Genomic DNA, 26,475 nt, shown 5'->3' on the forward strand with positions numbered 1-26,475 from the left:
TCCCGGCGCAGACGGCCCCCGCGGAGGCGGTCCCCACGGCGGGCGGCGGCGCGGCGATCAGCCTGGAGAAGGTCCAGCGGACGGCCCCGAAGCTCGTCAGCCTCTACAAGTCGGCCGGCGTCTCGCTGCGCAAGCAGGGCCTGGCCGGACAGCGCGCGGCCGTCTACCTCGTCCTCGACCGCTCGGGCTCGATGCGCAGCTACTACAAGGACGGCACGGTCCAGCACCTCGCCGAGCAGGCCCTGGGCCTGGCCGCCCACCTGGACGACGACGGCGTCGTACCCGTGGTCTTCTTCTCCACGGACGTCGACGGCACGGCCGAGCTCGACCTGAACGACTTCGACGGCCGCATCCAGGAACTCCACGAGTCCTACGGCCACATGGGCCGGACGAACTACCACTGGGCCATCGAGGCCGTCATCGACCACTACCGGGCCTCGGGCGCCACCGACCCCGCCTTCGTCATCTTCCAGACCGACGGCGCCCCGTACAGCAAGCCGGCCGCCGAGCGGGCCCTGTGCGAGGCGGCGAACCTGCCGATCTTCTGGCAGTTCGTGGGCTTCGGCGACCCGGAGGGCAAGGGCTTCGACTTCCTGCGCAAGCTCGACGACCTGCCGGTGCCGGAGAAGCGCGTCGTCGACAACGCCGGTTTCTTCCACGCGGGCCGCGACCCCAGGGCGCTGGCGGACGCGCAGCTGTACGAGGAGCTCATGGTCGAGTTCCCCGAGTGGCTGGCCGAGGCCAGGGCCGCCGGGATCCTGCCGTAGGCAGGTCGACGACCACACGGAGGCCGCCCTGCGGGTTGGGGGCGGCCTTCGCCGTTCCCCCGTGGGCGCGCGCGATCGACCGCACGATGGACAGCCCCAGTCCCGCACCGCCGCCGAGCCTCTCGCGGCCCTCGCCCCGGCGGAAGGGCTCGAAGAGGGTTCCGACGTCCCGGGCGGCGACGCGCGGCCCGGTGTTGACCACGGTGAGCCGGCCGGGCCGCACGCACACCTCGACGCTGCCGCCGCCGTGGTTGTAGCCCACGGCGTTGCGCAGCAGGTTGCCGGTGAGCTGGGCGAGGAGCAGCCGGTTGCCGGTCAGGGGCGCGGGGACGGCGCGCACCCGGATCCGTACGTCCGCCCGTGCGGCGTCGGCGGCCAGGGCGTCGGCCTCCTCCCGCACGACCTCGGCGAGGTCGAGCACCTCGCGGCTGTCCAGGCCGCGCTCGCTGCGGGCGAGGAGGAGGAGCCCGTCGATGAGCCGCTCGGAGTGGCGGTTGGTCTCCAGCAGCGTCCGCCGGGTGCGGGCGAGGTCCTCGGGCGAGGGGGCGCCGTCCAGCCCGACCTGGATGGCGGCGCGCTGGGTGGCCAGGGGCGTGCGCAGTTCGTGCGAGGCGTTGGCGATGAACCGCCGCTGGCTGTCGAACGCCCCCTGGACCGGCCGCAGGAACAGCCCGGCCGTCCACCAGCCCACACCCACCGCGAGCAGCGCGGTCACCAGCAGCGCCACCACCGACCAGACGATCAGCTCGTGCGAGGCGGCGGCGCTGACGTCGCCCGACAGCCGGTAGATCGTGGAGACGGTCACCGTCCGCTGCGGCGGCCACACCTCCACCGGCACGGCCGTGCGCGCGATCCTCGTCGCCCGCTCCTGCGTGCCGGCGCGCGACAGGACGTTGACGGTGACGAGCAGTCCCGTGCCGAGCACGGCGAAGGCGGCTCCGAAGGCGACGGCGATGCGGGTCCGTGCGGTCAGTACGGGTCGTCTCACAGGGCGTACCCCACGCCCTGCACGGTACGGATCAGAGGCGGGTCGCCGAGCTTGCCGCGCAGCTTGCTCATCGCGACGCGCACCGCGCCGGTGAAGGGGTCGGCGTGCGCGTCCCAGGCCCGTTCGAGCAGTTCCTCGGCGCTGACGACGGCCCCGTCGGCTTCCAGGAGGATCTGCAGGACGGCGAACTCCTTGGGCGAGAGGTCGAGCGCGTGCCCGTCGCGGCTGACGGTGCGCCGCACGGTGTCGAGCCGGAGTCCGTGCCGCTCCAGCTGCGGCGGCGCGGGCCGGGCGCTGCGGCGGCGCAGCGCCCGTACGCGCGAGACGAGCTCGGGGAACTCGAACGGCTTGGGGAGGTAGTCGTCGGCCCCGAGGTCCAGCCCGGCGACGCGGTCCTCCATGGAGCCGGCGGCCGTCAGCATCAGGATGCGGGTGCGCGAGCCGGCGGCGACGAGGCGCCGGGTGACGTCGTCGCCGTGCACCCGGGGCAGGTCGCGGTCGAGGACGACGACGTCGTAGTCGTGCAGTCCGAGGTAGGCGAGGGCGGCGTCACCGCTGTAGACGGTGTCGACCGCGAACCCCGCCCGCCGCAGCCCGGTGGCCACCAGCTCGGCCAGCACTTCCTCGTCCTCGGCGACCAGCACCCGCATGACGTCGTTTCCTCTCGTCCGGCACGCCCCCTTCCTTCCAGAATGGGGGTGTACCAGAGGGGATGTTTCGCCAATGTCTCCACGGAGGCCGGTTCACGACAAGTACTTGACGAAGACGTGCTCCCGCCGCCCGTCGGGGAGCGCGTCGCCGCACGGGCCCGTGTCGTGCAGACCGTTGCGCCGGTAGAGCGCGAACGCACGGTCGTTGCCCGGGACCACCGCGAGCCGCAGCGTCCCGGCGCCCGTCCGGCGCGCCCATGCCTCCACCTCTCCGACGAGGCGGTCGCCGACTCCCCGGCCGCGGGCCTGCCCGCCGACCCACATCGAGATCAGCTGGGCGGCCCCGGGCGTCTCGCCGGGGACGCCGCTCGCCATGCCGACGGGCCGCCCGTCCAGCAGGGCGACGAGGTTGTACGACCCCGGCACGGCCAGCCGCCCCCGCCACCGCTCCTCGCGGTCGCCGTCCCCCTGCCAGTCGGCGAGGCGGGAGCCGAAGGCGTACGGGGCGTCCGCGAGCGCGGCGAGGCGCAGGTGCCGCCACAGCGGCCAGTCGTCGGGGGTGAGGACCCGCAGTTCGATCATGCGGGGAGGGTGCCGGGCGCGCAGCGCGGGCGGCAAGCGGGTTTCGGGCGGTGCGCCTCGTGCTGCTCAGTCGGCGTAGTCCTTGAGCTTCTCGGTGTGGAGGGTGATGCCGACGGGGGCCGGGATCTCGACGACGTCGCCGAAAGGCCACGACGTGCAGTGGCGATATGTGCCGCGGTCCGGGTCGCTGTAGAGGACGAGCATGCACTCGTCCCTGTCGATCAGCAGGTAGAGCGGGATCTCCGCAGCCGCGTATCCGTCCCGCTTCTCACGACGGTCGCGACGGTTGGTGTCCGCGTCGTACGAGGTGATCTCGACGGCCATCAGCACGCCATCGGAATCCGCCCACTCCCCCTGACCGACGAAGTGTTCGTCAGGCGCGAGTGCTCCGTCAGGGCGCGCCCGGCCCTTGCGGTACGCCTCGACCTTCAGCCCTTGCTCCGGAAAGAGCGAAAGTTCAGGGCGTTGCTGCATACAGACCTTGAGAAGCCACATGAAAATCGCACCGTGAGTCCCGTCCGGCACCGGCTTGACCTCGATCTTTCCGTTGACGAACTCCAGCCGGACGGTCTCCGGCGCGGCGCGGGCGAGTTGCTCGAACTCTTCGACCAACATCTGGGGCCGGTGCACGGTCCTGGGGGTCATGGCGTCGCCTCCTCCCCTCCATGGTGCCCCGACGCCGGGAGACGCGTCGTGCACCGCGGTCATGTGCGGGCCCTTTCGTCGGCACGGACGGCCGCCCGCAGCCCGGCGACGCGCGCGCGGACCTCGGCGGCCGTCAGGGCGCCCGGTTCGGGGGCCCGTGGCTCGCCGCGGCAGTCGCGGCACATGCCGCCCGGCAGGGCCTCGGGGCGTCCCGGTACGCCGCACACGGCGCACTCCATGATCCGAAGGGGCACCCGCCGTGTTTCCGGCTCCGGCTCGCGCTCCGGCGGCAGCTTCTCGACCAGCCGGATGCGCATCAGTGCCGCCGGGGCGTGCACCTGGGGCGGCAGCCCGGCCGTCAGCGCCGTGACCAGCTGCGCTTCACCGGCGCCCCGCGCGAACCACTCCGCCGCGAGCGGTTCGAGCGCGGCACAGTCGGCCGCCGACAGGGCGAGCCGGTCATCGGCGCGGGTCAACCCGGCCAGCGCCGTGTACGCCCGTGAACGTGCGGGGCGGGCGGCAGGCGCCGGGGGTGGCGGGACCGGTGCCCGGCCCTCCACGACGTCCCCCGCCCAGAAGCGCTCCCACCAGCCGTCGTCCCGGGCCGTCCGCGAGAAGTACGTGTGTGTCACCCACCGCATCCCACCGTCCTCGGCCTGCGCGCGCTCACGGAATCGCCGCAGGTGACCGGCGGTGTGGAGCCGGTTGAGGGCGGTGCGGCACGCGGCCTGGCCGTAGTCGGGGCTCAGCCTGGCGAGGGTCTTCGCGTCCATGGCGGCGCCCTCGGGGAGGGCGTCGATGAGCGCGGCGATGGCCGCCTCACGCGGGGCCAGGTGGGCGAAATCCCCCTTGCGGCGGGGGGCTTGGCCGGGGGCGAGGCGCTTGCCGTAGCCCGGGTTGGCCATGAGGGATGCGGAGCCGCGCGGGGCGCCGTTAGAGTCTTCGTAAGCCACAGGATCCTCTGCAGATCTTGGTGGTGAGACCCCGGCATGGTGTTGCTAGCACCTGCCGGGGTTGTTTGTTGCTGCGCACGCTAGGGCTTGGCGACGCGCCGTCGCAACCCGGTCACGAAAAGTCATCTCCCTGTGGTATCGCGGCACTTGGCGGCACAGGGGAGGGCGGGTGGGTTGTACCAACCCACCCCTTCCTCAGAAACAGAGCCCGGCCCCCGACGCCCGGAGCTCAAGTCCACGGCACCGGGCCCTGGCCTGTGCTTGCCCGCCCACTGTCTACGGTCAGAGACTGCCGGACAGCACGCCGACCGGAAGGACCAGCGGGTTGGAGAGCACCTCCGCGCCCATCCCCCAGCCTGCCGGTCCGGAAGAGCTCCGCGCCGCGCTCGCGCTCCTCGCCCCTCACGCGCTCCGCACGTTCGATGCCGAGCGGGCAGCCGCCCTGCAGCAGGCCCGCGACCTGGTGAGCGCCGCTCCCCTGCGACGCTTCACCGGGCAGTGGGCGGTGTACGTCGCCATCGAACGTCACCCTGAGCGCGCCGACCGCCTGCGCCGGCTGGAAGCCCGGGCAGCTGAGACCGACGACCTCGCCGAGGTCCGGGCGATCACCTCCGAGATCGGCCGCATCCTGGACGTCGCGTTCGTCGAAGCGGGCATCGCGCGAGAGGACCACGGCACCGCATGAGCGACACCGACGCTTGGCGGTGGGAGTACGACCCGCCGAACACGTCGTCACCGGACTGTCCGACCGCTTCGTCACCGAGGTGGAACGGCTCGCCTCGGAGCTCGTCACCCTCGCCGAGGTCGGCGTGGACGTAACGGATATCGGGGAAGGCTCCCACCGAGGTGTGCCGGGCGGGCTGCGTCGCGTTCCGCTCCTCGCCGACGGATGGTTCTACGTTCTCCCTCTTTCCCGCTGTCGGCTGATCGCCGTCACACGCGTGGTCCCTCCGTTCACCGACTGCTGATCCGCCCGACGGGCGGGGCGATGGGGTGGGCTCGGGGGGCGTGGGCTTTCCCTACCCCGCCCCTTCCCGAAACCACGGATCAGGCCAGGCCCCGGCAGGCCCGGAAGGGGCGCGAACGCTTGACACAGCCGTCATAAACGCCGCGCGGCACCCCCCTGGCCCTCGGATACGCTAAAGGTGCCACCTCAAAGCCCGACCACACAGCGACCAGGGAGCAGCCGCAATGGCTCGACACCTCATCACCAGCGCCCTTCCGTACATCAACGGGATCAAGCACCTGGGCAACATGGTGGGGTCCATGCTCCCGGCGGACGTCTACGCGCGCTTCCTGCGTCAGACCGGCCGCGAGACGCTGTACATCTGCGCCACCGACGAGCACGGCACGCCCGCCGAGCTCGGCGCCAAGGAGCTCGGTCTGCCGGTCGACGCCTTCTGTGCTCAGCAGCACGACGCACAGAAGGCCGTCTACGACGGCTTCAACCTCTCCTTCGACTACTTCGGCCGCAGCTCCTCCCCGGAGAACCGCGAGATCACCCAGCACTTCGCGCGCCAGCTGCAGAAGAACGGGTTCATCGAGGAGCGGGCGATCCGCCAGGTGTACTCGCTGACCGACGGCCGCTTCCTGCCCGACCGCTACATCGTCGGCACGTGCCCGCACTGCGGCTACGACAAGGCCCGCGGCGACCAGTGCGAGAACTGCACCCGCGTGCTCGACCCGACCGACCTGATCGACGCCCGCTCCGCCATCAGCGGCAGCAGCGACCTGGAGGTGCGCGAGACCAAGCACCTCTTCCTGCTGCAGTCGAAGCTGCAGGGCGAGGTCGAGGCGTGGATCGACGAGCACGGCAAGGACTGGCCCGTTCTGTCGTCCTCCATCGCCCGCAAGTGGCTGGCCGAGGGCCTCAACGACCGCGCCATCACCCGCGACCTCGACTGGGGCGTGCCCGTCCCGGCCGACACGTGGCCGGAGCTGGCCGCCGAGGGCAAGGTCTTCTACGTCTGGTTCGACGCGCCCGTCGAGTACATCGGTGCGACGAAGGAGTGGGCGGACCAGGACCCGGAGAGCCGCGACTGGAAGTCGTGGTGGTACGAGGCCGACGACGTCCGCTACACGCAGTTCATGGGCAAGGACAACGTCCCGTTCCACACGGTGATGTTCCCGGCCACCCAGCTCGGCACGCGCGAGCCCTGGAAGAAGGTCGACTACGTCAAGTCCTTCAACTGGCTCAACTACTACGGCGGCAAGTTCTCCACCTCCCAGAAGCGCGGCGTCTTCACGCACGACGCCCTGGAGATCCTGCCCGCCGACTACTGGCGCTACTTCATGATGGCCAACGCCCCCGAGTCGGACGACACGTCCTTCACCTGGGAGCTGTTCTCCGCCACGGTCAACAAGGACCTCGCCGACGTCCTCGGCAACTTCGTCAACCGCGTCCTGTCCTTCTCCCGCAAGCGCTTCGGCGACGAGGTCCCGGCGGGCAGCGAGGAGGGCGAGGCCGAGGCGGAGCTGGGGCGTCAGATCGCCGAGCTGCTCGCCGAGTACGAGCGGCACATGGAGGAGATGCAGTTCCGCAAGGCGGCGCAGGCGCTGCGCGCCCTGTGGAGCGCGGGCAACTCCTACCTGGAGACCAAGGCCCCCTGGCTGGAGATCAAGACCGACCCCGAGGGCGCCGCGCTGACCCTGCGCACCGCGATGAACCTCATCCACCTCTACGCGATCGTCTCCGCGCCGTTCATCCCGGCCTCGGCCGCGGCCATGCGCTCGGCGTTCCAGCTGGCGGACGACACCGCCACCTGGGTCACGCAGGACGAGGCCAAGTCCCTGACGTTCGTCCCGGCCGGTACGCCGTTCACCGTGCCGCCGGTGCTCTTCGCGAAGATCACCGAGGACGACCTGGCCGCCTACCGCGAGCGCTTCGGCGGCGGTGAGGAGACCGCCGCGTAAGCGCGGAGGACCGCAGGAAGGGCCCGGAACCACTGGTTCCGGGCCCTTCTCGCATGCGTTGATCGTTCGGCAATCGTTCGTTGACCCCGCCCCGCCACGCTGGGGGTGTTCGGTACGCGGGGGAGACGAGGAAGAGCAGTGTTCGAGAAACGCATCACCGTGAGCGTCCACGCCGACGACGAGCTCGGCCGCCACCGGCTCGTCCGGCAACTGCGCGCGCTGCCCGGCATCCGCGTCGCCCGGCGGGGCGACGGGGGCGCCGCGGTCGACGTCCTGGTCATAGGACAGCACGACCGGGACGCCCCGGGCACGCTGCGGCGCATGGCCCGCGCCGACCGCGCCCCGCTGGTCGTCGTCGCGGACGAGCTCGGCGAGACGGAGCTCATGGCCGTCGCGGAGTACGGGGTGCGCTCGGTCCTCTACGGCCACCGGCTCACCCCGGGGCGGCTGCAGCGGGCCGTGCACAACGCGGCGGGATGCTGCCCCCGCGAGCCGATGACCGCCGCGCGCGGCTACTCCCGCGGCCGCTGACGACGAAGGGGCCCGGCACATCGTGCCGGGCCCCTTCGCGCTGGATCGTGCGCTGCGACGTTACTTCGTCGGCTTGTACGCCGTCGGCTTGGCCGCGCCCTTGTAGATGCTCAGGTGGAGCTCCTTCAGGCGGGCGTCCTCGACCTCGCTCGGCGCACCCATGAGCAGGTCCTGGGCGTTGCCGTTGAGCGGGAAGGCGATGGTCTCGCGGATGTTCGGCTCGTCGGCCAGCAGCATCACGATGCGGTCGACGCCCGGGGCGATGCCGCCGTGCGGCGGGGCGCCGAACTTGAAGGCGCGCAGCATGCCGCCGAACTCCTTCTCGACCTCCTCGTTGCTGTAACCGGCGATCTCGAAGGCGCGGTACATGACCTCGGGCTCGTGGTTACGGATGGCGCCGGAGGACAGCTCGGTGCCGTTGCAGACGATGTCGTACTGCCAGGCGAGGATGTCCAGCGGGTCCATCGTGTTCAGCGCCTCCAGGCCGCCCTGCGGCATGGAGAACGGGTTGTGCGAGAACTCGATCTGGCCGGTGTCCTCGTTCTTCTCGAACATCGGGAAGTCGACGATCCAGCAGAAGCGGAAGACGTTCTCCTCGAACTGGCCGGCGCGCTTGGCGGCCTCGACGCGCACGGCGCCCATGATCTTGGAGACCTCGTCGAACTCACCGGCGCCGAAGAACATCGCGTGGCCGGGCTCCAGGCCCAGGCGCTCGGTGAGGGCCTTGACGTTGTCCTCGGTGAGGAACTTGGCGATCGGGCCGGTCAGCGCCGGGTTTTCGACGTCCCCGCCGACTCGGACCCAGGCCAGGCCCTTGGCGCCCTGCTCCACCGCGAAGTCACCGAGGCCGTCGAAGAACTTGCGCGGCTGGTCCTGCAGGGCCGGCACGGCGAGCGCGCGGACGTGCTTGCCGGCGAACGCCTTGAACTCCGAGCCCTCGAAGACGTCGGTGACGTCGACGAGCTCCAGCTTGGAGCGCAGGTCCGGCTTGTCGGAGCCGTACTTCAGCATCGCCTCGCGGAAGGGGATCCGCGGGAAGGGCGAGGTGACGTGGCGGCCGTTGCCGAACTCCTCGAAGAGCTCGGTCATGACCTTCTCGATGACCTGGAAGACGTCCTCCTGCTCGACGAAGGACATCTCCATGTCGAGCTGGTAGAACTCGCCCGGCGAGCGGTCGGCGCGGGCGTCCTCGTCGCGGAAGCACGGCGCGATCTGGAAGTAGCGGTCGAAACCGGCGATCATCAGCAGCTGCTTGAACTGCTGCGGGGCCTGCGGCAGCGCGTAGAACTTGCCGGCGTGCAGGCGCGAGGGCACCAGGAAGTCGCGCGCGCCCTCGGGGGAGGTGGCGGACAGGATCGGGGTGGCCAGCTCGTTGAAGCCGAGCGCGGTCATCTTCTGGCGCATCGCCGAGATGACGGCGGAGCGCAGCATGATGTTGCGGTGCATGCGCTCGCGGCGCAGGTCGAGGAAGCGGTACTCCAGACGGCGCTCCTCGTTCACCCCGTCGTCGGCGTTGATCGTGAAGGGGATCTGCTCGGCGCCGCCCAGCACCTCCACCTCGGTGACCTCGACCTCGATCTCGCCGGTGGGCAGCTCGGGGTTGACGTTCTCGGCGCCACGGCTCATGACCTTGCCGTCGACGCGGACGACGGTCTCCTTGGTCAGGTGGCTCAGGGCCTCGTTCGCCTGGGTGCCCGGGCGGGCCACGAGCTGGACCAGGCCGTGGTGGTCGCGCAGGTCGATGAAGAGGATGCCGCCCAGGTCGCGCCGATTGTGCAGCCAGCCACTCAGTCGCACGTCGGTGTCGACGTCAGCCGCACGGAGCTCGCCGCAAGTGTGGGACCGGTACCGATGCATCATTCATCCAAGTCGTGGTCGGAGGCGTAGATCGAGAGCGTGCTGCGGAAGACCGCCGGCCTGGGTTAGCGTGCGGTCAGCGTGCATACAGCACCAAGCAAGGGTATCGCCCCACCCGGCATCGGTGGTCTCCCCTCCACAGACCTGCATAAAGTGGGGCAATGCGCACCGAGGACGTGCTGGCCGCCGTCGCGACCGGCCTCTGGCAATGGGACAACGTCTCGCGCACCGTCACGTTCGACGCCGAGGGGGCACGGCTGCTGGGCCTGCCGCCCACCCGGGTGGAGCTGAGCGAGTCCGCGGCCCGCGCGCGCTTTCACGCCGTGGACTGGGTGGAGGTGCAGGGCATCATCAACCTCGCCGTGGCCGAGGGCACCCTCGCCGAGGCGCGGATCCGGATCGTCGACGACGAGGGCCGGGTGCTGCGGACCGTGCGCAGCCGCACCCGGCCGTACGGGCACGGGAACGAGTACTCGCTGGTCGGCACGATCGAGGAGGTGCCGGAGCCGCAGCCGGGCACGTCCGCCGCCCGGACGCAGGTCACGGGCGACTGGCGGCGCAACCGCGAGGCGTTCCTGCTGGACGCGGGCCGGGCGCTGGCCGAGGCGCGGTCGACGTCCGAGGTGCTGCGGGTGGCGGCGATGCTGTCGATGCCCGGCTTCGAGCCGTCGGGGCTGGCGGTCTTCGCCCACGAGGGCGGCCGGGTGAAGCTCATCGGCCACCACGGCTACGGGCCCGGCGACATGGACGAATTCCTCGACCAGCCCGTCGAGACCGACGACCCGGCCGCCGAGGTCATCCGCACCGGCCGCGCGGTCTACCTGCCCTCCCCCGAGGACTACCGGCGGCGCTTCCCCGCCGTCCACGCCAAGGTGGAACGTTTCGGCAGGCAGTCCTGGGCCTTCCTGCCGCTGATCAACGCGGGCCGGACCATCGGCGCCTGGATGGCCGGCTTCAGCGTCCCGGTCTCCTTCACCCCCGACGAGCGCTCGGTGCTCACCACGGTCGCCCGGATGCTGGCCCAGGCCCTCGGCCGTGCCAGCGTCCACGAGTCGGAGCGCGAGCTGACCGTGGGTCTGCAGCGCTCGATGATGCCCACCGTCCAGCCCGACATCCCCGGGATGAGCGTGGCGGCCCGCTACGTGCCGACCGGCGGCGGCCTGGAGGTCGGCGGCGACTGGTACGACATGATCCCGCTGCCCTCCGGGAAGATCGCCCTGGTCATCGGCGACGTCCAGGGCCACGACGTCCGGGCCGCCGGGCTGATGGGCCAGCTGCGGATCGCGCTGCGCGCCTACGCCTCCGAGGGTCACCACCCGGACGCGGTGCTCTCGCGCGCCTCGCGCTTCCTCGCCGGGATCAACGGCGACGGCGACGCCGCCGACCAGCGCTTCGCCACCTGCCTCTACATCGAGGTCTGCCCCAGCAGCGGCCTGCTGGTCATCGCCCGGGCCGGCCACCCCGACCCGGCGATCCGGCTCAGCGACGGCACCCTGCTCGTCCGCCCCACGGCGGGCGGGCTGCCGCTGGGGATCATCCCGGACACCGACTACCCCACCAGCCGGATCGTCCTGGAACCGGGCGAGACGATGATGGTCTGCACCGACGGCCTCATCGAGACCGGCGGCCACGACCTGGAGACCGGCTGGAGCCGGCTGCGCGAGATCATCGAGGGCCACCCCCTCGACGAGGACGGCGGCAATCTGGAGGAGCTCGCCGACACCCTCGTCCAGGCCGTGCACGGCCCGCCCTCGCACTACACCACCGGCCCGCTCATCGACCGGCGCGAGGACGACATCGCCCTGCTGCTGCTCCGGCGCGAGGCCCCGGCCCCCGCCGGGCTCGGCGCCCCCGCCGTCGCACCCCGCCCGCCGCGCCGCACGGTCCTGACCATCGCCCAGGCCGAGCCCGAGCGCATCGCCGAGGCCCGCCGGCAGATCCGCGACCTGATGCACGACTGGCCCGACGGGGACCAGACCGACTCCGCGGTGCTGATGGTCTCCGAGATGGTCACGAACGTGCTCGTGCACACGGACGGGGACGCGGTGCTGACCGCCGAGATATCGGGCCGGGCGGGCGGCCGGCGCATGCGCGTCGACGTCGCCGACGGCAGCGACGAACTGCCGCACCGGCGCCACCCGGGGGAGATGGCCTCCTCCGGGCGGGGCCTGGTCCTCATGGAGCTCCTGGCCGGTGCCTGGGGCGTGGACCCGCGCGGCGAGGGCAAGAACATCTGGTTCGAGCTCTACGAGGCCGACTCCGACGCGGGCTTCGAGGCGATCACGTAGCGGCGGGGCGTGGCGCGGCGAGGGGCGCGCGGCTGGTTGCAGCGGTCCGCCGCTGGGGTGAGCCTGGAATCAGGGGACTCCGAGTTCACACGGGAACGAGGAGGGCTCATGAGCCAGAACCCGTGGCAGGACCGCCAACCGCCGCCAGAGGACCGGCCCCCTTCCGGCCGCCCTCCGCCGGGCAGCGAAGAACCGACCCGCACCGCCCACCCGGTCCCGCCGGCCGACGGTGGTGCCGGGTACCCGCCACCGCCCCAGGGCTGGGCCCCGCCGCCGCCCGGGACGGCCCCGCAGCACAGCTCCTGGCAGCCTCCGCCGGGGAACCCGCAGCAGCAGGGCGCGTGGCAGCAGCCCCAGCAGTCCCAGCAGCCGTACTACGCGCCACCCTCGCGACCGGCCAACCACCTGGTCTGGGCGATCATCTCGATCCTCCTCTTCTGGCCGCTCGGCATCCCGGCGGTGGTCTTCGCCTCACAGGTGAACAGCAAGTACGCGCTGGGCGACTACGCGGGAGCGGAGGACTCGTCGGGGAAGGCGAAGCTGTTCTCGCTGATCTCGACCATCATCGCCGCGATCGGCTTCGTACTCGTGATCATCTTTGTCATCCTGGCGGCTTCCATGGGCGGCGACTACCCCGACAACGGCTATTGACCACCGGCACGTGACCGGGCGCCGTCACTCCGCCGGGATCGTGCCCAGGCGGCCCGCCTGGAAGTCCTCGAACGCCTGGGCGAGCTCGGCGTGGGTGTTCATGACGAACGGGCCGTAGTGCGTCATGGGCTCCCGGATCGGCCGCCCGCCCAGCAGGACGACCTCGAAGTTCGGGCTCCGGGACTCCTGGGAGGCGTCCGCCTTCAGCGTGAGCGCGTCGCCGCTGCCGAAGACCACCGTCTGGCCGGTGCGGAACGGACGCCGCTCGGCGCCCGCGGTGCCGCGGCCGGCGAGGGCGTAGGCCAGCCCGTTGAAGTCCGCGCGCCACGGGAGGGTCAGCTCCGCGCCCGGGTTCAGGGACACGTGCAGCATCGTGATGGGCGTGTGGGTGATGCCCGGTCCCTCGTGCCCGTCGACGCTCCCGGCGATCAGCCGGAGCAGCGCGCCGCCGTCGGAGGAGGTGAGCAGGGCGACCTTGCCGCTGCCGATGTCCTGGTAGCGGGGCGGCATCATCTTGTCCTTCTTCGGCAGGTTCACCCACAGCTGCAGGCCGTGGAAGAGCCCTCCGCTGACGACGAGCGCCTCCGGCGGCGCCTCGATGTGCAGCAGGCCGGACCCGGCGGTCATCCACTGGGTGTCGCCGTCGGTGATCACACCGCCGCCCCCGTGGGAGTCGCGGTGCACGAAGGTGCCGTCGATCAGGTAGGTGACGGTCTCGAAGCCGCGGTGGGGGTGCCAGGGGGTGCCCTTGGGCTCGCCGGGCGCGTACTCCACCTCACCCATCTGGTCCATCATGATGAACGGGTCGAGGTGCTGGTAGGGGATCCCCGCGAACGCGCGGCGGACGGGGAAGCCCTCGCCCTCGAAGCCGCCGGGGGCGGTGCCGACGTGCAGCACCGGGCGCTGGACGCCGTCGGCGGGCGCGGCGACGCGCGGCAGGATCAGCGGGTTCTCGACGGTCACGGCGGGCATGTCAGCCTCCTCGGGTTGTGCGTTCAATTTAGTTGAAGACTTAACAACCAGCAAGGGCGGATCCATTCCCGCCGGCGTTCTCCCCGGGTTCCCGGCACGCCCTCTCGCACTTCCCGTCCCGCCGGAATGCGGAACGCAGCCTTCCGCCCCCAGGGTGGACACTTGATCAATGCGCCTGAGATACGCCGCCCTCGTCGCCGCCCTGGCCGTGCCGGCCCTGATCGCCATGGGCCTGTTCGTCGCGCGGCACGGGCTCGCGACGGACGCGCCGCTGGCCCGGGGGGACGCGACCGGGCACTACCGGCAGCCGCCGGAAGCGGGCGACAAGGCGGCGCGGGCCCTGGAGGGCGTCGTCCAGCGGGTGCCCGCCCCCGGGCGGCCCGCGGACGGCGGGGACCGCGGCGAGACCCTCCGCGCGGCGCAGCCGCCCGCGGCGGCCGAGGTGCCCCCGACGGCGGCCGTGGGGCCGCTCTTCTACACCGCCCAGGGCGAGCCGGCGCACGGCTGCACGGCGAGCGTGGTGCACAGTCCGGCGGGCGACCTCGTCGTCACCGCCGCGCACTGCGTGTACATGGACGGCTTCCGCACCGATCTGGCGTTCGTGCCCGGCTACCGGGACGGCGGTGCGCCGTACGGGGTGTGGGTGCCGACGTCGATCGACATCGACCCGGAGTGGGCCGCGGACCGGGATCCGGACCACGACGTGGCGTTCCTGCGGGTGCGGCCCTCCGCCGGCGACCCGAGGGGGCGCATCGAGGGGGTCACGGGAGCCGAGCGCGTCCGCTTCCAGCCGGCGCGGCGGCTGCCGACGCAGGTACTGGGCTATCCCAACGCCGGGGAGCGGCCGGTGGCCTGCCGGAACACGACGGACGCGGAGAGCGCCTCGCAGGTGCGCTTCGACTGCGAGGGGCTGCCGAACGGGACGAGCGGCAGCCCGTTCCTGACGGACGTGGACCCGGCGACGGGACTGGGGACGCTCGTGGGCGTCCTCGGCGGCAAGGACGAGGGCGGCGACGAGCAGACGTCGTACAGCGCCTACTTCGGCGACGCGGCCGAGCGGCTCTACCGCCGCGCGACGCGCTGACCGGGCCCGGGGCACCACCGGCGGCACCCCGGCCCCGACGGAACCGCTAGCCGTACATGCGGCGCATGGCGAAGTCGACCATCTGCTCGACCGACTTGGCGTCGAAGACCATGCGGTGGTCGCCCTCCATGTCCAGGACGAAGCCGTATCCGGTCGGCAGGAGGTCGAGCACCTCGGCGCCCGTGATGACGAAGTACTTGGACTCCTTGCCCGCGTACCGCCGCAGCTCCTTCAGGGACGTGAACATCGGGATCACCGGCTGCTGGGTGTTGTGCAGCGCCAGGAAGCCCGGGTTGTCACCGCGGGGGCAGTAGACCTTGGAGTGCGAGAAGACCGTCTGGAAGTCCTCGGCGGCCATCTGGCCCGTCGTGAAGGCGCGGACCGCGTCGGCGAGCGAAGGGGGCGACGGCTCGGGGTAGAGCGGCTGCTCGCCGTAGCCGCCCTGCTGCTGCGGGGGCACGTAGCCCTGCTGTGCCGCGTTCTGGTCGTAGCCGTACATGCCCTGAAGAGTAACGAGTCACAGTTGGTCGATCAGGTCTTGCGTCTTATTACCGGCCGGTAGCATCATGGAGCTTACTGACCGGTACGCACAGAGGATCGCCCTCCCGTCACCTACGGAGCCGTCTGTCATGGGCCACTACAAGTCGAATCTCCGCGATATCGAGTTCAACCTCTTCGAGGTTCTCGGCCGCGACAAGCTGTACGGCTCCGGTCCGTTCGCGGAGATGGACGTCGAGACCGCCAAGGACATCCTGTCGGAGATCACGCGCCTCTCGGAGAACGAGCTGGCCGAGTCCTTCGCCGACGCCGACCGCAACCCCCCGGTCTTCGACCCCGAGACCAACACCGCCCCGGTTCCGGACACGTTCAAGAAGAGCTACCAGGCGTACATGGACGCCGAGTGGTGGCGCCTGGGCATCCCGGAGGAGATCGGCGGCACCACCGCCCCGCGCTCGCTGATCTGGGCCTACGCCGAGTCCATCCTGGGTTCCAACCCGGCCATCTGGATGTACTCCTCGGGCCCGGCCTTCGCCGGCATCCTCTTCGAGGAGGGCACCGAGCAGCAGAAGCACATCGCGAAGATCGCGGTGGAGAAGCAGTGGGGCTCCACCATGGTGCTGACCGAGCCGGACGCCGGCTCGGACGTGGGCGCCGGCCGCACCAAGGCCGTCAAGCAGGAGGACGGCACCTGGCACATCGAGGGCGTGAAGCGCTTCATCACCTCCGGTGAGCACGACATGGCGGAGAACATCTTCCACTACGTCCTCGCCCGCCCCGAGGGCCACGGCCCGGGCACCAAGGGCCTGTCGCTCTTCCTCGTGCCGAAGTTCGAGTTCGACTGGGAGACCGGCGAGCTGGGCGCGCGCAACGGCGTCTACGCCACCAACGTCGAGCACAAGATGGGCCTCAAGGCGTCCAACACGTGCGAGATGACCTTCGGCGACAAGCACCCCGCCAAGGGCTGGCTCATCGGCGAGAAGCACGACGGCATCCGCCAGATGTTCATGATCATCGAGTTCGCCCGCATGATGGTCGGCACGAAGGCGATCGCCACCCTCTCCACCGGCTACCTCAACGCGCTGGAGTACGCCAAGGAGCGCGTGCAGGGCCCGGACCTGGCCAACTTCATGGACAAGACCGCGCCCAAGGTCACCATCACCCACCACCCCGACGTGCGCCGCTCGCTGATGACGCAGAAGGCGTACGCGGAGGGCATGCGCGCCCTCGTCCTCTACACCGCCTCCGTCCAGGACGAGATCATGGTCAAGGAGGCCGCGGGCGAGGACGCCAAGGCGCTGCACGGCCTCAACGACCTGCTCCTGCCGATCGTCAAGGGCTACGGCTCCGAGAAGTCCTACGAGCAGCTCGCCCAGTCGCTGCAGACCTTCGGCGGCTCCGGGTACCTGCAGGAGTACCCGATCGAGCAGTACATCCGCGACGCGAAGATCGACACCCTCTACGAGGGCACCACGGCGATCCAGGGCCAGGACTTCTTCTTCCGGAAGATCGTCCGTGACCAGGGCCAGGCCCTGAACACCCTCTCCGAGGAGATCAAGAAGTTCCTGGCCTCCGAGGCCGGCGGCGAGGACCTGGCCGGCGCCCGCGGTGCGCTCGCCAAGGCCGCCGTGGACCTGGAGGCGATCGTCGGCAAGATGATCACCGACCTCACCGCCACCGGCGAGGACGTCAAGAACATCTACAAGGTCGGCCTGAACACCACCCGCCTGCTGCTGGCCTCCGGTGACGTCGTCGTCTCCTACCTGCTCCTCAAGGGCGCGGCCGTGGCCGCCGAGAAGCTCGCCGGCGCCTCCGCCAAGGACAAGGCGTTCTACACCGGCAAGATCGCGGCGGCGAAGTTCTTCACGACCGAGATCCTGCCGCGCGTCTCCGTCGAGCGCTCGCTCGCCGAGGCCGTCGACAACTCCCTGATGGAGCTGGACGAGGCCGCGTTCTAGCCGACCCCGACGAACCGCTGCACCAGGGCAGGAGCCGGGCGCCGAAAGGCCCGTCCGGCTCTTGCCCTGATCCTTATCCTGAGGCCATGAGCTCTGCGCACCGCTTCGACCGCGGCCACACCGACGACCTGATGACGTTCCTGGCGGCCAGCCCGTCGCCGTTCCACGCGGTGGCGAGCACCGCCGCGCGGCTGGAGAAGGCCGGCTTCCGTCAGGTCGCGGAGACCGACGCCTGGGACGGTCGGGCAGGCGGCCGCTACGTGACGCGCGGCGGTGCCGTCATCGCCTGGTACGTGCCCGAGGGCGCGAGCCCCGCCACGCCGTTCCGCATCATCGGGGCGCACACCGACTCCCCCAACCTGCGCGTCAAGCCGCTGCCCGACACCGGCGCGCACGGCTGGCGGCAGGTCGCCGTCGAGCTCTACGGCGGCACGCTGCTCAACACCTGGCTCGACCGCGACCTCGGCCTGTCCGGCCGGCTGACCCTGCGGGACGGCAGCCACCACCTCGTCAACGTCGACCGGCCGCTGCTGCGCGTGCCCCAGCTCGCCATCCACCTCGACCGCGGCGTCAACCAGGACGGCCTCAAGCTCGACAAGCAGCGCCACATGACGCCCATCTGGGGCCTGGGCGAGGTGGGCGAGGGCGACCTGATCCGCTTCGTCGCCGAAGAGGCCGGCGTCGCCGCCGAGGAGGTCGCCGGCTGGGACCTGATGACGCACAGCGTCGAGGCGCCCGCCTACCTCGGCCGCGACCGCGAGCTGCTGGCCGGCCCCCGCATGGACAACCTGCTGTCCGTGCACGCCGGCCTCGCCGCCCTCGTCGCCGCGAGCACCTTTGCGGACCTGCCGTACATCCCCGTGCTGGCCGCCTTCGACCACGAGGAGAACGGCAGCCAGTCCGACACCGGCGCCGAGGGCCCGCTGCTCGGCAACGTCCTGGAGCGCTCCGTCTTCGCGCGCGGCGGCACCTACGAGGACCGGGCCCGGGCCTTCGCCGGCACCGTCTGCCTCTCCTCCGACACCGGCCACGCCGTCCACCCCAACTACTCCGAGCGGCACGAGCCGGGCCACCACCCGATGCCCAACGGCGGCCCGATCCTCAAGACCAACGTCAACCAGCGCTACGCCACGGACGGCGGCGGGCGGGCCGTGTTCGTCGCCGCCTGCGAGCGGGCGGGCGTGCCGATGCAGCACTTCGTCTCCCACAACGCGGTGGCCTGCGGCACGACCATCGGTCCCATCACGGCCGCGCGGCACGGCATCGCCACCGTCGACATCGGCGTCGCGATCCTGTCCATGCACTCCGCGCGCGAACTGTGCGGTGCCGAGGACCCCCACCTGCTGGCGTCTGCGCTGACCGCCTTCCTGGAAGGCTGATATACAGCCCCCCGAGACGCACCACCATCGAACGTCCCATCGGGGGAACCATCATGACCAGCCGTAGCCTTCGGACCGCCGCCGCGCTCGCCGCCGTGGCCGCCCTGACCCTCACCGCCTGCGGAGGCGGCGGTGAGGGCGGCACGAAGGACGAGGCCGACAAGGCCGCACCCACCTCGGCCGCGCCCGCCTCCGGCACGCCGGCGGCCACCCCGGAGCCCGTCGTCCCGGCACCCGAGAACCCCTGCAGCGGCGCCCTCAAGGTCGAGGTCCGGGTCGCGAAGTCCCCCGCCGAGCACGCCCTGCTGGTGGCGACCAACACCTCCGACAAGCTCTGCCTCGTCGACGGCTTCCCCTACCTGCGCTTCGACCAGGACCAGGCCACCGTCGCCCCCGTCGAGGAGAGCGCGACGCAGGACAGGATCGGGCTGCGCCCCGGCAAGGCCGCGTACGCCGCGATCCTGACCACCGCCGCCGACGGCTCGGGCGGCAAGGGACGCGACGTCACCCGGCTCTCCGTCACCTTCCAGGCGCCCGACCGCCGCAGGCCCGACCCCCTCCCGGGCGCCCCGGCCCGCCCGGCCCTGCCCGGCGGGAAGCTGCACGTGGACGACAAGGTCCGCACGACGTACTGGGTGTACGACGAGGCCGGTGCCCAGGAGTGGGTGGGCCCCGCCGCGAAGCCCGCCATGTGATTCGCCGCCCCCGCCCGGGGTACCCGCACCCGTGCCCGGCCGGCGAGCCCTCCGGCCCGCCGGCACGGCCGATCACTCCGGGAGGCGTATCCCCATGGGCATGGGATGGTGCATCGCTCTGATCGCGGCGGGGGGCATCCTCACGTTCGCGGTCGACTGGCACATGCAGGGCATCAACGTCACCCTGGTGGGCCTGATCCTCATGGCGGCGGGCGTCCTCGGCCTGTGCGCCTACGTGAGCATCTTCAAGCGGCGCAGGGTGCAGGCGCCGCCCCCGGCGGCCCCCGTCGTCGAGGAGGACCACCGGTACGTGCGCTGACCGGTCAGCCGTCGAGGCCCGCCAGCACCAGCGGCAGCCGGCCCGCGCCACCGGCGACGACCCGCACCGGGACGCCCCAGTCCTGCTGGTGCATGTGGCAGGCGGGGTACTCGTTGGCCGGGTCGTCGTCGCAGGACGCCGCCATCGCCGAGACGTGCAGCACGCCCTCGGTCACCCCGTCCGCCAGCACGAGCTCGCGGTGCAGGTCCGTGCCCTGCCCGGCGCCCTCCGCGAGCAGAGCGGGCGGCGTGGAGCTGACGAGCAGGCGCGTGGACGGCCCGTAGCGGGTGTCCAGCTTCTGGCCCGCCGGGGCCTGGAAGACCACGTCCAGCAGCAGCGTGCCGGGGGCCACCTCCGTCGCCTCCCGCTGCGTGCGGTGGGCGACCGCCTCGACCCGTACCGCCTCCTCCGGCAGGCGCAGACGCGTCAGCCGGTGCCGGGCCGACTCCACCACGACGATGTCGTCGTCGACGAGGACGGCGTCCGACGGCTCCCGCAGGTCGGTCGCCAGGGTCGTCACCTCGCCCGTCGCCGGGTCGAAGCGGCGCAGCGCGTGGTTGTACGTGTCCGCCACCGCCACCGAGCCGTCGGGCAGGGCGGTGACCCCGAGCGGGTGCTGCAGGAGCGCCTGCGCGGCGTCGCCGTCGCGGTGGCCGAAGTCGAAGAGGCCGGTGCCGACGGCGGTGCGGACGGCGAAGCCCTCTCCGTCCCGTTCCACCCAGCGCACCGCCGAGGTCTCGGAGTCGGCCACCCACAGCCGGTCCTCGGTGGCGGCGAGCCCGGAGGGCTGGGCGAACCACGCCTCGGCCGCCGGGCCGTCCACCAGGCCCTCGTTGGTGGTGCCGGCGGCCGCCTCGACGGTGGCCGTGGCCGGGTCGTACGTCCACAGCTGGTGGACGCCCGCCATGGCGATCCACAGCCGGTCGGCGAACCAGGCCACGTCCCACGGCGAGGACAGCGCGACGTCGCGGGCGGGGCCGGAGACGGGCTGCCCCTGCATCCACTGGCGGCCGGTGCCGGCCACGGTGCCCACGGTGCCGTCGGCCGGGTCGTAGGTGCGCAGCGCGTGGTTGACGGTGTCGGCGACGATCACCGTGCCGTCCGGCAGCAGGGCGAGGCCCTGCGGCTCGCTGAAGCGCGCGGGACTGTCGCTGAAGCCGCGCTCGCCCGTGCCGGTGCGGCGCACGACCGTCTCGCCGTCGGCCGCCAGCTCGACCAGCTGGTGCCGGGTGGTGTCCGTGACGAGGAGGTTCCCCGACGGCAGGCGCAGCGCCTTGCCGGGGAAGCGCAGGTCCGTGGCGACGGGCTCGGGGGCGACGTAGGGGCCGTCGCCGCGACGCAGGGTGCCCTTGGCCTCGTGCTCGGCCTCCAGCTCGGCGACGAGCGCCTCCAGGGCGTGGGCGTGGCCCTCGCCGGCGTGCTGGGCGACGACGTAGCCCTCGGGGTCGATGACGACAAGGGTGGGCCAGGCGCGGACGGCGTACTGCTTCCACGTGGCGAGCTCGGGGTCGTCGAGGACGGGGTGGTGCACCTCGTAGCGCTCGACGGCGTCGACGACGGCCTGGTGCTCGGCCTCGTGCACGAACTTCGGCGAGTGCACACCGATGATCACGACGGTGTCGCGGTGCTTCTCCTCCAGCTCGCGCAGCTCGTCCAGGACGTGCAGGCAGTTCACGCAGCAGAACGTCCAGAAGTCCAGGATGACAATGCGTCCTCGCAGGTCAGCGAGGGTGAGGTCGTGATCGCCGGTGTTCAGCCAGCCGCCCTTGCCGATGAGTTCGGGGGCGCGGACGCGTGCTCGTGGGGCCATGCCCCCATCCAACAACATCGGCTCGCACGGGCATTCCCGCGTCCGCGGGCCGACACACGGCGTTCATGTGGCGGGGCCGGGCGCGGTCAGGAGCGCAGGACCCGGTCCTTCAGTGCCGGGAAGTCCTCGCGGACGGTCGCCACCCTGCCCGGGTCGAGGTCGACGGTCAGCACCTCCTCGTCCGCCCCCGCCTCGGCGAGGACCTCGCCCCAGGGGTCGACGACGATGCTGTGCCCGGCCTGCTCGACGTCCGCGTGGGTGCCGGCGGTGCCGCAGGCCAGGACGTAGGACTGGTTCTCCAGCGCCCGGGCGCGGGCCAGCAGCGTCCAGTGCCCGCGGCGCCGGGCCGGCCAGCCCGCGGGGACGACGAAGAGCTGTGCGCCCTCGTCGACCAGGGCCCGGAACAGCTCGGGGAAGCGCAGGTCGTAGCAGGTCGCCAGGCCCGCGGTGATCTCCGGCAGGCGGACGGTCGCGGGCTCGCCGCCGGCGTCCATCAGGACGGCCTCGCCCTTGTCGAAGCCGAAGCGGTGGATCTTGCGGTAGGCGGCGGCCCGTTCGCCGGAGGGGGAGAAGACGAGCGAGGTGTTGTAGAGGGGGCCGTCGGGGTCCTGCTCGACGATGGAGCCCGCGTGCAGCCAGACGCCCGCGTCCCGGGCGGCCTGCGCCATGACGGTGGCCGTCGGGCCGTCCAGCGGCTCGGCGCCGGAGGCGAAGGACTCGTAGGCGAAGGCGCCCACCGTCCACAGCTCCGGCAGCACCACGAGGTCGCTGCCGCGCTGCTCGCGCACGAGGGCGGCCGCGCGGGCGCGGCGCGCGTCAACCGGCTCTGCCGGGTCGACGCCCAACTGGATCAACGACGCGCGCACGGTACCACCACTCTCCGCATCCCTCACCCGAAACCTCTGCCGAGGCGACCACGGGCAGCGTAACTTAACTGCATAGGACCCAGACAGCACTTGCTTCGCACGTACGCACGCCCCCGCCCTGCCGTTCAGCAACGCCCGAGGGATCAGCCCGTGACAGTCCACCCCAGCCTCCAGCCCGCGATCGATGCCTGGACCCATGCGATCGAATCCGTCAACGAGTTGGTGAACGTCATCGCCGCGAGCGACTGGAACCGGGCCACCGAGTGCCCGGGCTGGTCGGTGCGCGACGTGGTCTCGCACGTCATCGGGGTCGAGTGCGAAATGCTGGGCGAGCCACGGCCGATCCACACCCTGCCGCGCGATCTGCGGCACGTCACCGACGAGTTCTCCCGCTACATCGAGGTCCAGGTCGACGTGCGGCGCTGTCACACCGCGCTGGAGATGACCTCGGAGCTCGACTACACGATCATCCGGCGCTCGCGGCAGCTGCGCAACGAGCACCGCTCCCCGCAGACGCCGGTGCGCTGGCCGCTGGGCAGCGGCACCGAGCGCACCCTCGACCGGACGCTGCAGCTGCGGGCGTTCGACGTGTGGACGCACGAGCAGGACCTGCGCCGCGCCCTCGGCATGCCGGGCAACCTGGACTCGCCCGGCGCGGTCGTCGCCCAGGAGTTCCTGCTGGAGGCGCTGCCGGGGGTGGTAGCCCAGAACGCGGGCGCGCGGCCGGGGACGACGGTGGCCTTCGACGTGCACGGGCCGCTGGAGTTCCTGCGGACGGTGCGCGTGGGGCCGCAGGGCAGGGGGACGATCGACAGCAGCGTCTCGCTGGGGCCGACGGTGGCGCTCTCGCTGGACTGGGAGACCTACGCCCGGCTGGCGTGCGGCCGGGTGCGGCCGGAGGCGGTGGCGGACCGCATCGAGGTCGAGGGCGATCAGGAGCTGGCGGGCGCCATCCTGCGGAGGTTCGCGGTCACGCCCTGAGGCCGCCGCTGTCCGGGCGTACGGGCACGTGCACGGTCTCCACGCGGGACGCCACGACGCGCTCCCGCTCGCGCCGCTGTGCCCGGCCGCGCAGCCGCAGGATCTGGGAGAGGCCCAGCCCCTGGAGGACGAACACGCAGGAGAAGGCCGCCCCGTAGTCGCCGCCGGTCCAGTCGAGCAGCAGCCCCACGGCCAGCAGCGTGGTGATGGAGGCGAGGAAGCCGCCCATGTTGACGATGCCGGAGGCGGTGCCCTGCCGCTCGGGAGGGTTGGCGGGACGGGCGAAGTCGAAGCCGATCATCGAGGCGGGCCCGCAGGCGCCGAGCACTGTGCACAGCGTGATCAGCAGCCACAGGGGGGCGTGCTCGCCCGGCCAGCCGATGGCCACCGCCCACAGCAGGGCCGTCGCGCCGAGCGTGCCGAGGACGAGCGGCAGCCGGGCCGCGTGGTGGCGGCCGATGATCTGCCCGTAGACCAGGCCGATGGCCATGTTGGCCAGCACGACCAGCGTCAGCAGGGAGCCGGCCGTGCCGCGCGCCAGCCCCTGGGACTCCACCAGGAACGGCATCCCCCACAGCAGCAGGAAGACCATGGCGGGGAACTGCGTGGTGAAGTGGACCCACAGGCCCAGCCGGGTGCCGGGCTCCCGCCACGCCAGGGCGATCTGCTGCCGCACGGAGCCCTTGCCGGGGCGGGCGCCGGGAGCGGGTTCGAAGCCCTCGGGGTGGTCCTTGAGGAAGGCCAGCATCAGGACGAGCACGACGACGCCCGCGCCCGCGCTGCCGGCGAACGTCCGCGTCCAGCCGGCGTCGTGCAGCAGCCGGGCCAGGACGAGGGTGGAGACGAGGTTGCCCGCCATCCCGAACAGCGCCGCCACCTGCGCGATCATCGGGCCGTTGCGGGCGGGGAACCACCGGGCGCCCAGGCGCAGCACGCTGATGAACGTCATCGCGTCGCCGCAGCCGAGCAGGGCCCGGCAGGCGAGGGCCGTGCCGTAGGAGTGGGCGAGCGCGAAGCCGAACTGGCCGGTGGTGAAGAGCACGACGCCCAGGGCGAGCACCTTCCGGGTGCCCAGCCGGTCGACCATGAGGCCGACGGGTATCTGCATGCCCGCGTAGACGAGCAGTTGGAGGATGGAGAAGGTCGACAGGGCCGAGGCGTTGATGTCGAAGCGCTCGGCCGCGTCGATGCCGGCGACGCCGAGGCTGGTGCGGAAGATGATGGCGACGAAGTAGACGGCGACGCCGATCCCCCAGACGGCCATGGCCCGGCGGCCGCCGGGAGGGTCGCCGGGCAGTGCTGTGGAGCCTGAGCTCATCGGATGTCCCCCCGGGCCAGATTGCGTACCCAACTGACGTGCCGGTCGACGACGGCGACGGCCGCCGCGGCGTCCCCGGAGCGCAGCGCCTCCAGGATCTCGGTGTGTTCGGCGATGTTCTTGGCGATCCGGTCGGGGTGTGCGTGCATGACGGCCACCCCCATGCGCAGCTGGCGGTCGCGCAGCTGCTCGTAGAGGCCGGAGAGGATGCGGTTGCCGGCGTTGCGCACGATCTCGGCGTGGAAGGCGCGGTCGCTGAGGGAGACGGCGGCGAGGTCGCCCGCGGCGGCCTGCCGGCGCATGTCCTCGACGAGTTCCGCCAGCCGGGCGATGAGCTGCGGCGGCGCGGGGACGGCCTTGCCGGCCGCGTGCTTCTCCACCAGCAGCCGGGTCTCCACCACGTCCGCGATCTCCTGTGCGGACACGGCGAGGACGAGCGCCCCCTTCTTCGGGTAGAGCTTGAGCAGCCCCTCCGCCTCCAGCCGCAGCAGCGCCTCGCGGACGGGCGTGCGGGAGACCCCGACGGCCTCGGCCAGGTCGCCTTCGGTCAGGAGCGTTCCGCCTTCGTAACGCCGTTGCAGTACCGCGTCCTTGACGTGCGCGTACACGCGCTCGGCGGCGGGGGGCTGTCTGACCTGGACGGCGGGCGCGGATGGCATGCGCACAGCATAGATACAACACAGATGCGTGGTGAGGCCCCGTCCGCGATCCGGACGATCGCGCACCCGCGGTGCGGGTCGTTCAGATGCCGGCCCAGCCGTCGGCCGGGGTGATGAAGACGAACCTCAGGTCGGTGCGCTGTATGGGCAGCAGGACATGGCTCGTCACGCGTATCTCGCGGCGGCCGTGGTACGGCAGGCGCAGCCGGAAGACGTGGCCGTCGCGGTGCTCGACCACGTCGAACTCCTCGGCCCATATGCGCCGGCAGTCCGCGTCGGCGTCGAGTATCTCCTCGACGAGGGCGCGCAGCTCGCCGTTGCCGGGGTTGCTGTTGGCGGCGACGCGGAGCATGGCGAGGTAGGTGCGGGCGCAGCTGTCCTCCCAGTCGAGCATCTGCTCGCGGGCCTCGGGGTGCAGCAGGGCCCAGCGCATGAGGTTGGGCTTGGGGCGCAGCACCCAGGGAAACCATTCGCCCATGAGCGAGTTGGCCGCGACGACGTTCCAGGCCAGGTCGGAGAGATAGGCGGGGTAGGAGACCTGCTGTTCGAGGAGGGCCTTGACGCCCGGCGGCAGGTCGGTCTGCTCCCGGCCCGAACCCGGCGGCCTGCGGCCGCAGACGGCCAGGAACAGCGTGAGCGTCTCCGCCTCGCTCAGCCGCAGCGCCTGGGCGACCCGCAGGAGGAAGTTCTCGGAGAAGTCCTGCCGCCGGCCCGCCTCCAGTGCCCGGTACCAGCCCTCGCTGACGCCCGTCATGCGGGCGACATGCGCCTGGGAGAGTCTGCGGCCGGGACGCGGGACGACGCCGCGCAGCTCGCGCACGGTTCTCGCGTCGATCCGGCCGCGCCAGGCACGGAGCAGACGGCTGATGGACTCGCCATCCACACGCTCCACTGCGCCCTCCAAATCCGACAGTGCAAGTGTCGGTCATTGTTAAGTAAATTGCACAGCACGGGCCATTCCACCTCCCGACCAGGGGCGGAGTGCGTCCCGAGGCCGCTCCGTACACAGACAGAGGGCCCGGACAGCCACTCTCTCCTCACGGGAGGGGGGTGAGGAGTGATGTCCGGGCCCTCTGTCTTACCCACCTGCGCGGCCCGTCACGGGGGTGCG

26 protein-coding genes are annotated in these 26,475 nt (G+C 71.8%); 13 read left to right on the plus strand and 13 right to left on the minus strand.

All coding sequences use genetic code 11. The features are described 5' to 3' along the window. Positions 1-56 precede the first annotated feature (56 nt). Complete coding sequence (locus LE181_RS15295) at positions 57-767, plus strand: vWA domain-containing protein (protein ID WP_225661902.1); 711 nt, start codon at positions 57-59, stop codon at positions 765-767. On the opposite strand, the gene LE181_RS15300 is transcribed toward LE181_RS15295, so the two are convergent. From LE181_RS15300 to LE181_RS15320, 5 genes are all read right to left on the minus strand, one after another. After that, on the minus strand, positions 709-1,755 hold the full coding sequence (locus LE181_RS15300) for a sensor histidine kinase (protein WP_225661827.1): 1,047 nt from the start codon (positions 1,753-1,755) through the stop codon (positions 709-711). The two genes, LE181_RS15295 and LE181_RS15300, sit on opposite strands and share 59 nt — an antisense overlap. After that, the gene (locus tag LE181_RS15305) at positions 1,752-2,405 is read right to left on the minus strand and encodes a response regulator transcription factor (protein ID WP_225661828.1); all 654 of its coding nucleotides are present in this window, start codon (positions 2,403-2,405) and stop codon (positions 1,752-1,754) included. The genes LE181_RS15300 and LE181_RS15305 overlap by 4 nt, the downstream gene beginning before the upstream one ends. Positions 2,406-2,498: 93 nt before the next feature. Then, entirely contained in the window at positions 2,499-2,987 is a 489-nt protein-coding gene (locus LE181_RS15310; protein ID WP_225661829.1) for a GNAT family N-acetyltransferase, read from the minus strand. Between the two features lie 66 nt (positions 2,988-3,053). Further along, positions 3,054-3,632 carry a Uma2 family endonuclease gene (locus tag LE181_RS15315; RefSeq protein WP_225661830.1) on the minus strand — a complete coding sequence of 193 codons (579 nt, stop codon included), beginning with the start codon at positions 3,630-3,632 and terminating at the stop codon, positions 3,054-3,056. 59 nt (positions 3,633-3,691) lie between these two features. After that, positions 3,692-4,585 carry a hypothetical protein gene (locus tag LE181_RS15320; protein WP_308103135.1) on the minus strand — a complete coding sequence of 298 codons (894 nt, stop codon included), beginning with the start codon at positions 4,583-4,585 and terminating at the stop codon, positions 3,692-3,694. A gap of 325 nt (positions 4,586-4,910) precedes the next feature. On the opposite strand from LE181_RS15320, the gene LE181_RS15325 reads away from it, so the two are divergent. The 4 genes from LE181_RS15325 (at position 4,911) to LE181_RS15340 (ending at position 8,029) form a co-directional block, all read left to right on the plus strand. Continuing rightward, positions 4,911-5,270: a hypothetical protein gene (locus LE181_RS15325; RefSeq protein WP_225661831.1), complete on the plus strand. Its 360-nt coding sequence runs from the start codon at positions 4,911-4,913 to the stop codon at positions 5,268-5,270. Positions 5,271-5,289: 19 nt separating this feature from the next. Further along, the gene (locus tag LE181_RS15330; protein WP_308103136.1) at positions 5,290-5,553 is read left to right on the plus strand and encodes a hypothetical protein; all 264 of its coding nucleotides are present in this window, start codon (positions 5,290-5,292) and stop codon (positions 5,551-5,553) included. 223 nt (positions 5,554-5,776) lie between these two features. After that, complete coding sequence (gene metG, locus LE181_RS15335) at positions 5,777-7,498, plus strand: methionine--tRNA ligase (protein WP_225661832.1); 1,722 nt, start codon at positions 5,777-5,779, stop codon at positions 7,496-7,498. Positions 7,499-7,636: 138 nt separating this feature from the next. After that, entirely contained in the window at positions 7,637-8,029 is a 393-nt protein-coding gene (locus LE181_RS15340; protein WP_225661833.1) for a DNA-binding response regulator, read from the plus strand. A 60-nt stretch (positions 8,030-8,089) separates the two neighbouring features. Here the strand turns inward: LE181_RS15340 and aspS are convergent, their stop codons facing one another. After that, positions 8,090-9,886 carry an aspartate--tRNA ligase gene (gene aspS / locus LE181_RS15345; protein WP_225661834.1) on the minus strand — a complete coding sequence of 599 codons (1,797 nt, stop codon included), beginning with the start codon at positions 9,884-9,886 and terminating at the stop codon, positions 8,090-8,092. 161 nt (positions 9,887-10,047) lie between these two features. Between aspS and LE181_RS15350 the strand changes: the two genes are divergently transcribed. Together LE181_RS15350 and LE181_RS15355 are read left to right on the plus strand one after the other, a co-directional pair. Further along, positions 10,048-12,174, plus strand: a complete 2,127-nt coding sequence (locus LE181_RS15350; protein ID WP_225661835.1) for an ATP-binding SpoIIE family protein phosphatase — start codon at positions 10,048-10,050, stop codon at positions 12,172-12,174. A 108-nt stretch (positions 12,175-12,282) separates the two neighbouring features. Then, positions 12,283-12,825 carry a CD225/dispanin family protein gene (locus LE181_RS15355; protein WP_225661836.1) on the plus strand — a complete coding sequence of 181 codons (543 nt, stop codon included), beginning with the start codon at positions 12,283-12,285 and terminating at the stop codon, positions 12,823-12,825. Between the two features lie 24 nt (positions 12,826-12,849). Here the strand turns inward: LE181_RS15355 and LE181_RS15360 are convergent, their stop codons facing one another. Next, positions 12,850-13,797, minus strand: coding sequence for a pirin family protein (locus tag LE181_RS15360; protein ID WP_225661837.1), 948 nt, complete (start codon positions 13,795-13,797; stop codon positions 12,850-12,852). A 169-nt stretch (positions 13,798-13,966) separates the two neighbouring features. Here LE181_RS15360 and LE181_RS15365 point away from each other — a divergent pair, with 169 nt between their 5' ends. Continuing rightward, positions 13,967-14,881 carry a trypsin-like serine peptidase gene (locus LE181_RS15365; protein ID WP_225661838.1) on the plus strand — a complete coding sequence of 305 codons (915 nt, stop codon included), beginning with the start codon at positions 13,967-13,969 and terminating at the stop codon, positions 14,879-14,881. A 46-nt stretch (positions 14,882-14,927) separates the two neighbouring features. Here LE181_RS15365 and LE181_RS15370 read toward each other — a convergent pair whose 3' ends face one another. Then, positions 14,928-15,380, minus strand: coding sequence for an SseB family protein (locus LE181_RS15370; RefSeq protein WP_190108239.1), 453 nt, complete (start codon positions 15,378-15,380; stop codon positions 14,928-14,930). 130 nt (positions 15,381-15,510) lie between these two features. Here LE181_RS15370 and LE181_RS15375 point away from each other — a divergent pair, with 130 nt between their 5' ends. The 4 genes from LE181_RS15375 (at position 15,511) to LE181_RS15390 (ending at position 19,730) form a co-directional block, all read left to right on the plus strand. After that, positions 15,511-17,337, plus strand: a complete 1,827-nt coding sequence (locus LE181_RS15375; protein ID WP_225661839.1) for an acyl-CoA dehydrogenase — start codon at positions 15,511-15,513, stop codon at positions 17,335-17,337. Positions 17,338-17,423: 86 nt separating this feature from the next. Further along, positions 17,424-18,716 carry a M18 family aminopeptidase gene (locus LE181_RS15380; protein ID WP_225661840.1) on the plus strand — a complete coding sequence of 431 codons (1,293 nt, stop codon included), beginning with the start codon at positions 17,424-17,426 and terminating at the stop codon, positions 18,714-18,716. A 53-nt stretch (positions 18,717-18,769) separates the two neighbouring features. After that, positions 18,770-19,411, plus strand: coding sequence for a DUF4232 domain-containing protein (locus LE181_RS15385; RefSeq protein ID WP_225661841.1), 642 nt, complete (start codon positions 18,770-18,772; stop codon positions 19,409-19,411). A gap of 94 nt (positions 19,412-19,505) precedes the next feature. Further along, a complete protein-coding gene (locus LE181_RS15390) occupies positions 19,506-19,730 on the plus strand; it encodes a DUF6458 family protein (RefSeq protein WP_225661842.1) in 225 nt (74 codons plus the stop codon). Between the two features lie 4 nt (positions 19,731-19,734). Here LE181_RS15390 and LE181_RS15395 read toward each other — a convergent pair whose 3' ends face one another. Both LE181_RS15395 and LE181_RS15400 read right to left on the minus strand, forming a co-directional pair. Continuing rightward, the gene (locus LE181_RS15395) at positions 19,735-21,540 is read right to left on the minus strand and encodes an NHL domain-containing thioredoxin family protein (protein ID WP_225661843.1); all 1,806 of its coding nucleotides are present in this window, start codon (positions 21,538-21,540) and stop codon (positions 19,735-19,737) included. A gap of 86 nt (positions 21,541-21,626) precedes the next feature. Continuing rightward, positions 21,627-22,406, minus strand: coding sequence for a carbon-nitrogen family hydrolase (locus tag LE181_RS15400; protein ID WP_225661844.1), 780 nt, complete (start codon positions 22,404-22,406; stop codon positions 21,627-21,629). 150 nt (positions 22,407-22,556) lie between these two features. On the opposite strand from LE181_RS15400, the gene LE181_RS15405 reads away from it, so the two are divergent. After that, on the plus strand, positions 22,557-23,387 hold the full coding sequence (locus tag LE181_RS15405) for a maleylpyruvate isomerase family mycothiol-dependent enzyme (protein WP_225661845.1): 831 nt from the start codon (positions 22,557-22,559) through the stop codon (positions 23,385-23,387). Here the strand turns inward: LE181_RS15405 and LE181_RS15410 are convergent. The 3 genes from LE181_RS15410 to LE181_RS15420 form a co-directional block, all read right to left on the minus strand. Then, positions 23,377-24,705, minus strand: a complete 1,329-nt coding sequence (locus LE181_RS15410; protein WP_225661846.1) for an MFS transporter — start codon at positions 24,703-24,705, stop codon at positions 23,377-23,379. The two genes, LE181_RS15405 and LE181_RS15410, sit on opposite strands and share 11 nt — an antisense overlap. Next, on the minus strand, positions 24,702-25,364 hold the full coding sequence (locus LE181_RS15415; protein WP_225661847.1) for a GntR family transcriptional regulator: 663 nt from the start codon (positions 25,362-25,364) through the stop codon (positions 24,702-24,704). The genes LE181_RS15410 and LE181_RS15415 overlap by 4 nt, the downstream gene beginning before the upstream one ends. An 82-nt stretch (positions 25,365-25,446) precedes the next feature. Continuing rightward, on the minus strand, positions 25,447-26,256 hold the full coding sequence (locus tag LE181_RS15420) for a helix-turn-helix transcriptional regulator (protein WP_225661848.1): 810 nt from the start codon (positions 26,254-26,256) through the stop codon (positions 25,447-25,449). Positions 26,257-26,475 lie beyond the last annotated feature (219 nt).

Source organism: Streptomyces sichuanensis (genome assembly GCF_020328095.1).
GTDB lineage: Bacteria > Actinomycetota > Actinomycetes > Streptomycetales > Streptomycetaceae > Streptomyces > Streptomyces cinnamoneus.